6 protein-coding genes and 1 pseudogene are annotated in these 9,031 nt (G+C 34.4%); 5 read left to right on the top strand and 2 right to left on the bottom strand.

The features are described 5' to 3' along the window. Both BLP58_RS12695 and BLP58_RS10960 read left to right on the top strand, forming a co-directional pair. Positions 1-71: pseudogene (locus BLP58_RS12695) on the top strand (integrase); the annotation flags it as partial. A 334-nt stretch (positions 72-405) separates the two neighbouring features. Next, complete coding sequence (locus BLP58_RS10960) at positions 406-1,203, top strand: tyrosine-type recombinase/integrase (protein ID WP_013851243.1); 798 nt, start codon at positions 406-408, stop codon at positions 1,201-1,203. A 269-nt stretch (positions 1,204-1,472) separates the two neighbouring features. Here BLP58_RS10960 and BLP58_RS12185 read toward each other — a convergent pair whose 3' ends face one another. Continuing rightward, a complete protein-coding gene (locus BLP58_RS12185; protein WP_155833845.1) occupies positions 1,473-1,649 on the bottom strand; it encodes a hypothetical protein in 177 nt (58 codons plus the stop codon). A 152-nt stretch (positions 1,650-1,801) separates the two neighbouring features. Here BLP58_RS12185 and BLP58_RS10955 point away from each other — a divergent pair, with 152 nt between their 5' ends. Continuing rightward, the gene (locus BLP58_RS10955) at positions 1,802-1,963 is read left to right on the top strand and encodes a putative integrase (protein WP_013851244.1); all 162 of its coding nucleotides are present in this window, start codon (positions 1,802-1,804) and stop codon (positions 1,961-1,963) included. A 248-nt stretch (positions 1,964-2,211) separates the two neighbouring features. Here the strand turns inward: BLP58_RS10955 and BLP58_RS10950 are convergent, their stop codons facing one another. Then, positions 2,212-7,227, bottom strand: coding sequence for a S8 family serine peptidase (locus BLP58_RS10950; RefSeq protein WP_025084299.1), 5,016 nt, complete (start codon positions 7,225-7,227; stop codon positions 2,212-2,214). Positions 7,228-7,592: 365 nt separating this feature from the next. On the opposite strand from BLP58_RS10950, the gene BLP58_RS10945 reads away from it, so the two are divergent. Further along, a complete protein-coding gene (locus tag BLP58_RS10945) occupies positions 7,593-7,781 on the top strand; it encodes a hypothetical protein (protein WP_013851246.1) in 189 nt (62 codons plus the stop codon). A 44-nt stretch (positions 7,782-7,825) separates the two neighbouring features. Further along, a complete protein-coding gene (locus BLP58_RS10940) occupies positions 7,826-8,110 on the top strand; it encodes a hypothetical protein (RefSeq protein ID WP_013851247.1) in 285 nt (94 codons plus the stop codon). The last annotated feature ends 921 nt before the right edge of the window (positions 8,111-9,031 follow it).

The raw sequence follows: 9,031 nt of genomic DNA, 5'->3' as shown, positions 1-9,031 counted from the left end.
ACCACAAACATCACCGAATCCTCCAATATCACACAGCAGAAGAACTCTTCAAGCAATATATCTCTTCATAACCTAACTGTTGCACTTAAATTGACAATTCAGGGCAAAAAATAATGTCTTATTTTACTATGAAAAATGGCCAAAGTCCACAAATGTGGTTAGCGGACTTTAATTTTTAGTGTAAAATAGACTTAACTGGTTAGAATTTTTGAAGTAGAAATTTGGTGATCGCTAATGACAAAAAATGAATTACAAAAGTTTGATAATTTTCAAGCTAACAATCAAAATCGACAATTAGATTTTAAACAAAGCAATTTAAATGATTTGTTTAATCAGTTTATCGTTTTTATCGATGCATCTCCTAATACAATTCGAACTTATCGAACTTCTCTAAAACAATGATTTTTGTATCTGAGAGAAAATTCAATAATTCAACCTACTCCCCAATCGGTTAGACAATATCGTGACGATCTTAAAAAAGCTGGTAAAAAACCTACAACTATTAAAAACTATTTGATTGCAGTAAAACGATTCTTTCAATGGACTGAAGAAGAAAGACTATATCCAAATATAGCTAAGTACATTAAACCTGCTCATATCAGCAATAATTTTAAAAAGGACTACTTTACTAGCAATCAAGCAAAGAAAATTTTGACTAATATTGATCGTACAACCTTAAAGGGCGAAAGGGATTATGCAATGCTGGCCATGATGATGACGATGGGCTTGCGTACTATCGAGGTGGTTCGAGCTAACGTTGAAGATATCCGTACCAAAGGGGATGCCACTGTTCTCTATGTTCAGGGTAAAGGACACCAAGAAAAAGATGATTTAGTTCGGATGCCTAGCCATGTCGAAAATGCAATTAGAGATTATCTTAGTGCTAGAAATGTCCAAGATTTAAGCCAGCCCCTTTTTACCAGTACCAGCAACCATAATTTGAATGGCAGGATGACTACGCGTTCAATTAGGCGAATTGCTAAAAGGAATTTTATTTCTTCGGGGTTTAATAGTCCCAGATTAACTGCTCACTCGATGAGACATACAGCTGCAACGCTGAGTCTGTTAAACGGTGCAACTCTTCAACAAGCTCAGGAACTGCTGCGGCATAAGAATATTGCAACTACTGAAATTTACGCCCACAACATTGACGCTACGAAAAATCCTGCCTCTAGCGAAGTTGATCAGGCTATTTTTAACTAATGATGAAATTGCAATTTTAAAGCAATAAATAATTAACTATTAATCTTTTTAAGTGAACTTAGCTTTAGAATTACTCTCTCAACATCAACTTTCACTTTATCGTTGTTTACCCTTTAATAGCTATTGATTGCATAAAATTTAAAGTGCCTTTATAATAAATGTAGTGATAAATGTGAGTTCATGAGATTCACAAAAAGTATATAAAAAACCGTTACTCTAAAGACCAGATGAGTAGCGGTTTTTATTATCCACTATGCCAGGTCTAAAACCTAACATAATTTAAGGCTTGCGGTGTTTGCACTTTTTCCGTTTAGAGTGCCTAACCTTTCGGTACTTACGGTTATGACTATCAAGCCATTTTTGTCAAAAAGCCTACCAAGTATATGAGAAACGAGGCTAACCGTAATTGGCACAACCAAAGCTGTGATAAATGTTTCAATGTTCATGAAATTCACCTCCCTTCAATAAGGAGGGTCAAACACCGTAAAGAATTATATCATATTTTACCTTATCCTTAGTTCCCATTATTTCTTATGCAAAAAACAGAAACCACTTTAACTCAAGCAGCTTTTGTTTTAGTCTAAAGCAGTTCAATAATATGCTTCATCCACTTATAGGATTTCTTAATGATGCAACTCTTCAGCAAGCTCAAGAATTGTGGCGGCATAAGAATATTGCAACTACTGAAATTTACGCCCACAACATTGACGCTACGAAAAATCCTGCCTCTAGTGAAGTTGATCAGGCTATTTTCAATTAAACAAGTTAGAGCAAAAAACATAACAATTCAAGGCCAAATTTAGCAAATGATGAAGTCAAGTCCTTAAAGCAATAAATGATTAGTTATTAACGTTTTTGAATGAACTTAGTCTTAGAATTGCCTTCTCAGCATCAGCTTTCACTTTATTTATAACCTAAGACACAAATCTTAAAAATTCTGAGCCTCATTTTTATATAAAAATACACGATTCTTGTACAAGAATCGTGTATTTCTTATCTTTTCAAAAATTATAAAGTATTAGCTACTTTTACGTAGTTCTTACCAACTTGGTAGTAAGTTTTACCTTTAATTACAAATTTTTCTGCATTATTAGCAGCTAAAACTGTTTGACCCTTTCTAAGCATTTTGCTCTTCTTTACTCGTTTGCCTTGTTCATCATATACAAAGGCATTATGAGTAAGTTTAACTTTCTTAGGCTTTTGCCATTCAGTATTGGCTACCTTTACGAACTGACCATTGGCTAACTTGTAGAAAGTTTGACCTTTGAATACAAATTTATCAGCATTATTCAAAGCGCTGATCCACTTACCCTTCTTGAGCAATACTTTCTCGCCTTGTTTTTTAACCACTTGGCCTTTTTCGTCGTAAACATAAGCATTGTGCTTCAATTGCAGTCTCTTGCCAGCTTGCAAGACGGTATTAGCTACTTTCACAAATTGGTTATTACCAACTCTGTAGAAATGAACGCCCTTAATTGTTACAACTCTAGCATTATCTAAAGCGGTAATTCTTTGTCCTTTTCTCAACAAACTTGATTTATTAGCATCAGCAGTTAAGGCAACTTCACCATCCTTATTATAAAGAAATGCATTATGAAGTAATTTGAATGCTTTACCAGTCAATACAGAATTACCATTTTCAGTATTTTCTGAAGAAACATTTGAGGCTTCAGTAACCACTGGAGCAGGATTATTAGGTGTAGTATCAACAGTTGTACCTGTATTATCAGTATTACCTGTATCTGGATTATTAGTTGGAGCAACATAGTTAGGATCGAAATGAACTGTCAACTTCTTTTCTACTTTATTACCAACTTGATCAACAGCATAAACTGTGAAGACATGAGTAGTTGGATTGTTGTTGTCATCGTTTAAGTTTTCTTCTTGACTAAATGCATGCTCACCGTAAGGATTAGTAAATTCAGCATCAGTATTCAAACCTGCTAACCTATTGTAGCCTGAATTTTCAAATTCACGATAGATATTATTACCATTAACGTATAATTTGTAACCATCTAAGTTATCGTTAACTGTACCGGATAAGACAAACTTAGGATTATTAGTCCAAAGCTCTAAATCATTGCCATTTACTTGATCGATTTTCAAAGTTGAAGCAACCGTATCAAGGATTAAGTTAAGAGTACCACGAACTGTTTGACCATTCCTTGTCTTATAGAAGTAGGCAATCGGTCGTTGCCCTGCATTTTCAGCAGTTACAGTGAAAGCAAATTTGCCGTCTTGACCTAATCTAACTTGATTTTGTGGAGCATCTTCATTTGGATTATCGCCTAAAACCGTCAAGCTGGTTACATCAGCGTCAACTTTACCGGTAACTGTAAACTTCTTAGTTGTCGGATCATAGTAGCCTTTAACCACAGCATTCTGACCAAAACGAGTAGTATCGTTATCGTTCATGTAGTCAAAATGAATATCCTTATTAGGATCAGTTCTTGTTGTCAGACTAGATGGTGCATGACCTGGATATGCATCTGGACCAAATGAATCTAATTGTGCTGCTTCATCTTGAACAGTAACACCAAGATCATTTCTATTAGTATAAACTGTTCTAGTCGGTGCATTTTCAAAATAGAAAACACCTAAGTGATTAGTACTTGCAACGCCTCCTTGATTAGTTTCTTGTTTATCATTAAACGTTGGGCCGTCCACTTCTGTCCAACCTATCAAAAGTGCACGCTTATATACCCCATCAGTTCCTTTATTTATTGAAGTATGAACATGGAAAGTAGCAACACCATTATTCACATCAGCTGTGTAAAGTTCACCAGTAAAGTAATCTTTAGCAAAGGCTTTTACATTATTGCCTTTAGGAACAGCTGCTTGAACTACAACATCATCAGGATGATTAGTCTTTACTGAATTAATCATTACACCAAAATTGCCAGAGAATGTATCAGTTTCTTGCCAATTAAAGAATGCTTTTGGAGTTACTGTAGAGAATTCCTTCAAAACATTTCTGCCAGCTTGATCTGAACTGAATACTAATTCAGTAGTATTAGCTTTAACTGGAGCTTCATATTGACCATTATGAACTTGAACCAATCTGCCATTTAAGTAAAAGTCTTGGTTAGCCCCACCAACTAAAGTATAAGTATTAGTTTGTTTATTGAAGTTCTTTGAATTTTGGTCAAATTTCAAACCATCGGTAGCATTCCATACACTAACTGCAGGTTGATTATTCTTAGCTGCAACATCAACACTTGCAGCAACTGTGTTATCTGCGACGTCACTTAAGGCTACGGTTAATTTGTTTTCTGCATCAGACAAAGCCCTTTGAGCATCTGCACCTAAAACAAAGGCAAAATGTCCTTTAGTCTTTTCTGAGTTATCAAAACCTGATTGACCATCATTTAATTTATAGCCAAATACTTTATCGTTAACAGTTACAGTAGCATATGAATAATTGGTAAAGCCTGCACCCGTATCTGCATAGTTACCACTTACTGTATGAGTGGTAGCGTCATATTTTACGTTTGATAACGTAGGTGCAACAGTATCAACTACAACTGGGAAATCAGCACTTTGTACTTGATGAGGGCCTTTATTCCAAAGAGTAGCAACAAAACGATAAGTGTAATTACCATCTTTAGCGGTTTCCATCTTACCAGTCTTAGTATTGTAAACTTTACCATCCCATTCAAACGCATCAGGATTATCACGCATTGAAACAGATAAACTAGTATCTTTAGTTACGCCATTTTCATCATACGACTTATCAACGCCTTGAACATCGGCTACTACACGAACTACATTGCCTTTAGCATCAAGAATTTCAACTTTAAGATCTTTCACATTTTGCTTCAGGTAAGTATAAGGCTTTAAGAGATCACTCTTTTGATCATTATTTGGTGAAAAAGCAACTTTCCCACTTTCATAAAGTTTAGCTACTTCTTGCCAGTTATAATCGCCATCAACGTTAACTAACTCTTTCAATGATTCTTGATCAGCAATGCCTCGTGGATAGTTTTGTTCATTAACAAAACGATTTCCTTGAATATCAGGATGGGCATCGTTAGCATTTTGATCAAAGACATTTTCACTGGTCAAATCGCCATAGTATGCCAAATATGGCACAGAAACAGTTGAATGATCGTTGTTATTAGTAAAACGCAAGAAACCTTCAACCAACTGATTCTTAGTCAAGCCTGTAAGATTCAAGCTATATTTAACTTGTTTAGTTTCCTTAGGAGCCAATACAAAAGTATTTTCACCATTAACTTGAGCACCAGCTAATTGCACATCATGAAAGACTCCAGTTTCAGAGTCACGTTTTTCAGTATAGCCACCGCCTAAATCACTGAAAGTATAAGTTTGTGCTTGGTCAGTTAAGTTGTGGAAAGTTAACGTAAAGTCAGTATTTTCACCAACTTGATGAAGAGAAACAGAACTTGTACCATCATCAGTTGTTACATAAACTGGAGCAGCAGTTGCAGCACCGACATCAATTTGACCTGCACCCTGTCTTCTTGGAGATACAGGAGTTGTATAACCATTTTGCGTTTGTGGCTTTGCACTATTCATAAGCAAGGCTTTTACAGCAGCTACTAATTGTGCACCCTTTAATTCCGGATTGGTTCTCTTTAATCTTTGCAAAACAAGAGCTGCGCTACCTGCCGCAAACGGACCAGCCATTGATGTTCCGCTCATTGTTTGGTATTGATTATGGTTTACTGTTGAGACAACTTGATAGCCTGGAGCTGACAAATCTGGTTTCAAGGTCATATCTTGAACAGGACCCCAAGATGAGAAGTATGCCATATCGCTATTTGCGCCCAAATCTGAAGTTTCAGCAGCAACCGTTAAAGCATTCTTAGAAGCCGCTGGATTAGCTACAGTACTTGAATTAAGTGGCTCATAGTTTCCAGCAGCACTACCCGATTGATAAAAGGCATCAGTTACATTAGACGGATTATCAACTGAAGCTGAATTTCCGTTATTAGAAGCTGAAATTGAAACGAAAACGCCATGGTTAATTGCGTATTGAACTGCTTTTTGTTCAATGTTGGTAAATTGTTGATCTGCTACACCTTGCCCCAATGACATTTGAATTACATCGGCACCTAGATTAGTAGCATCATAGATTGCTTTGGCAACATCATCTGTTTTTTCATCAGAGAACTGACCAAACACTCGAAGTTGCATCAATTGAGCTTCTGGTGCCACCCCAACTACATATTGTTGATTACCATTTGGCTGGCCATCAGCAGCAATAATTCCTGAAACGTGTTGGCCGTGAGGCGAATCATTAGGATTAGTATCATCTGAGGTAATGTAGTCATTATCACGATCGGCATAATTATAGACATATGGGAACTTTTCGTTCACATATTTACCATAACCTTGTTGGTCGATTTTCTTTTGCATCTCATCCCTATTCAACTTAGGATTTTGGGGCATAGTCTGAAAATCTTTATGAGTTGGATCAGCTCCTGAGTCGATTACAGCAACTACAGTACCTTGTCCTTTATAGCCTTGATCCCAAGCTGACTGAACATTGCCTTTCACATGATCTGCTTGATTGGCTGGAGCTGCTGGTTGAGGCAGACCTTCCTTAGCTGTAGATTGAGCAGTTGCTTGTGTATTAGTTTTAGCTGTTTGAGTTTGAGTATCTGTTTGATTAGTTTGTGTTTGTTGACTTGCTTGAGTTGTTTGATTATCTTCAGTTTTATTATTTGCTTGCTTATTTTGATTGTTTTGTACAGCATCGTTTACAGCTTGTACAACATTTGATGAATTATTCTCTGTTTGTTTATTATCTTGCTTTGTTACCTGCATTTGGACATTTGAAGAATTAGGGTCTTCAGTTGCCGCATTTGCAGTATTAGCTTTAGCTAAAAAAACAGTAGATCCAGAAGCAAGAGCAATAATAGCTGCAGCCGCCCACTTCTTACGCATGCTAATCATTACATTAGCCTTTCTTTGTATTTCAACTCTGTTTAAGCTCTCTCTTGTTTTAAAAACAAATGAGAGATCTTTATGACCATTTGGCTTAGTAAAATTGATCATACTTTGCATCTCCTAACTTTTTTAATCAATTTTTTGAGTAATTTTGCATTTCATGAAAATGAAATTAAATAAATAATATCATCATATTTTAATCGAATCAATAGAATGCTTTAAATTTTCTTAATTATTTTTAATAATATTTGTCATATTGATCGAATAGCTCAGTATAGTAAGTAAATTCGTAGAATAATACTCAAGACGAAATAGCAATTGTATTAAGAACTTAGCTTATATCTGAATACAAACTGCAATAAAATAAAAAAGATAGCTCTGTTCTTACCAAAAATGATTATGTCTAATATAAAGTATTTACTACTTCACTTGAGCTACTAAATAAAGCTAAGCCACTATATGAAAGGGCTAATATGAAAGATAAATTGTATAAAGCTGATGAATTGATGCATGTCTTAGAAAATACAAGTTTGACCGATATTGATCAAAAAATTTTAAATGCTAAAAACCACAATGAACAAGCAATGTGGTGGACTTTGTATAATTTAGTTCTACAGCAACGCCAATTAAAAATAATTAATCAAAAGAAGTTTATTAGATAATATAAATAATTTAGTGAATAAAGTGATATTCGGAGGTGTAACTTATGAACTCATTTAGAGGAAAAAAGAGAAAAGAATACGTTATTCGGATGACCGACGACGTTTCCAAGCTTATTGCTACTAATTATCATATTTCCTTTAAACAAGCTAAACAGGATTTCATTAAATCCCAGGTTTTTAATTACCTGGCTTTTGCTAATGAAGACTTCATGGAAGAAGGTCCGTTAGATTTTTATGATTTATACGTAAATCTTAAAAAGACAGGTCGAATGGTTTCGAGTGCGGATCTCTATTTAGAGAAACATCCTGAATTATATTCAATCTTATAGAAGCCGCAGGTATATTACTTGTTTTCTGTTGGTCCAGGACTTGTAAACAAGTCCTGGACTCTAATTATAAAAAAATATGTAGTAACTATGTACTTGCTTATAAAAATGTTTAGTTCTTTTTTCTCTTATAGATTTAGTTTATCTTTATTCACTGATAAAGATGTAAATAACTTAAAAATTAGTAAAATACCTCTTCTACTTGAAAAAAGCCATAGGTAATGATTTCCTATGGCTTAAAAATTATCTTTAATAATTGGGCTGGTGCGCTTAAAATCAACATTCAAGTTCAATTTTTAACACCTATTGTCACTTATTTTACATTAATGGGCGAGTTATTGACCATCAATGTAAAGATTGAGACATTGGATAGCACAATTTTTACATTTAATGTACAAATCGCAACATTAAGTAATTATATTGGCTCGAAATACTTGTTATTAACGTATTGAAGAAGATTGTTGTATCATGTTGACGACTGCTATTTGCTGTTCATTTTTGACAGCAAAATATTAATCAGCTTATTTTATTTTTTACTGATTCCAAAAATCGCATTCGTTAAATTTTTCAATATTTTATTGTGTTCATCCAAAAATATTTAAATAAATGACTTTACTATGGTATAAGAGTAGCATTTTACACTACTTCACTCTGGCTAGACTCTAAATTATTGAATTACTAAGGAGGATGCATATTTTTTTTAGATCCAAAAATATGGCAGTTTTAGTACTTTATGTCACTTCACATAATTGACTTCACCAAAAAGTCATTGTTTTATATTGTTTTTAAATGATTAAACCTAAAATATGTCTGTGCCATATCAAAATTGGAAACTGTCAAATCTTTTGTGTAAATAAATCTTTCTCGTAGATTGATTTTTTTAATTAATTATTTATTCAAAATAGGATTCTAGAGTGTCTTGTA

It is taken from the genome of Lactobacillus kefiranofaciens (assembly GCF_900103655.1).
GTDB lineage: Bacteria > Bacillota > Bacilli > Lactobacillales > Lactobacillaceae > Lactobacillus > Lactobacillus kefiranofaciens.
Note: the sequence above shows the minus strand (reverse complement) of the source record. Positions and strands in the feature narration are given on the sequence as shown.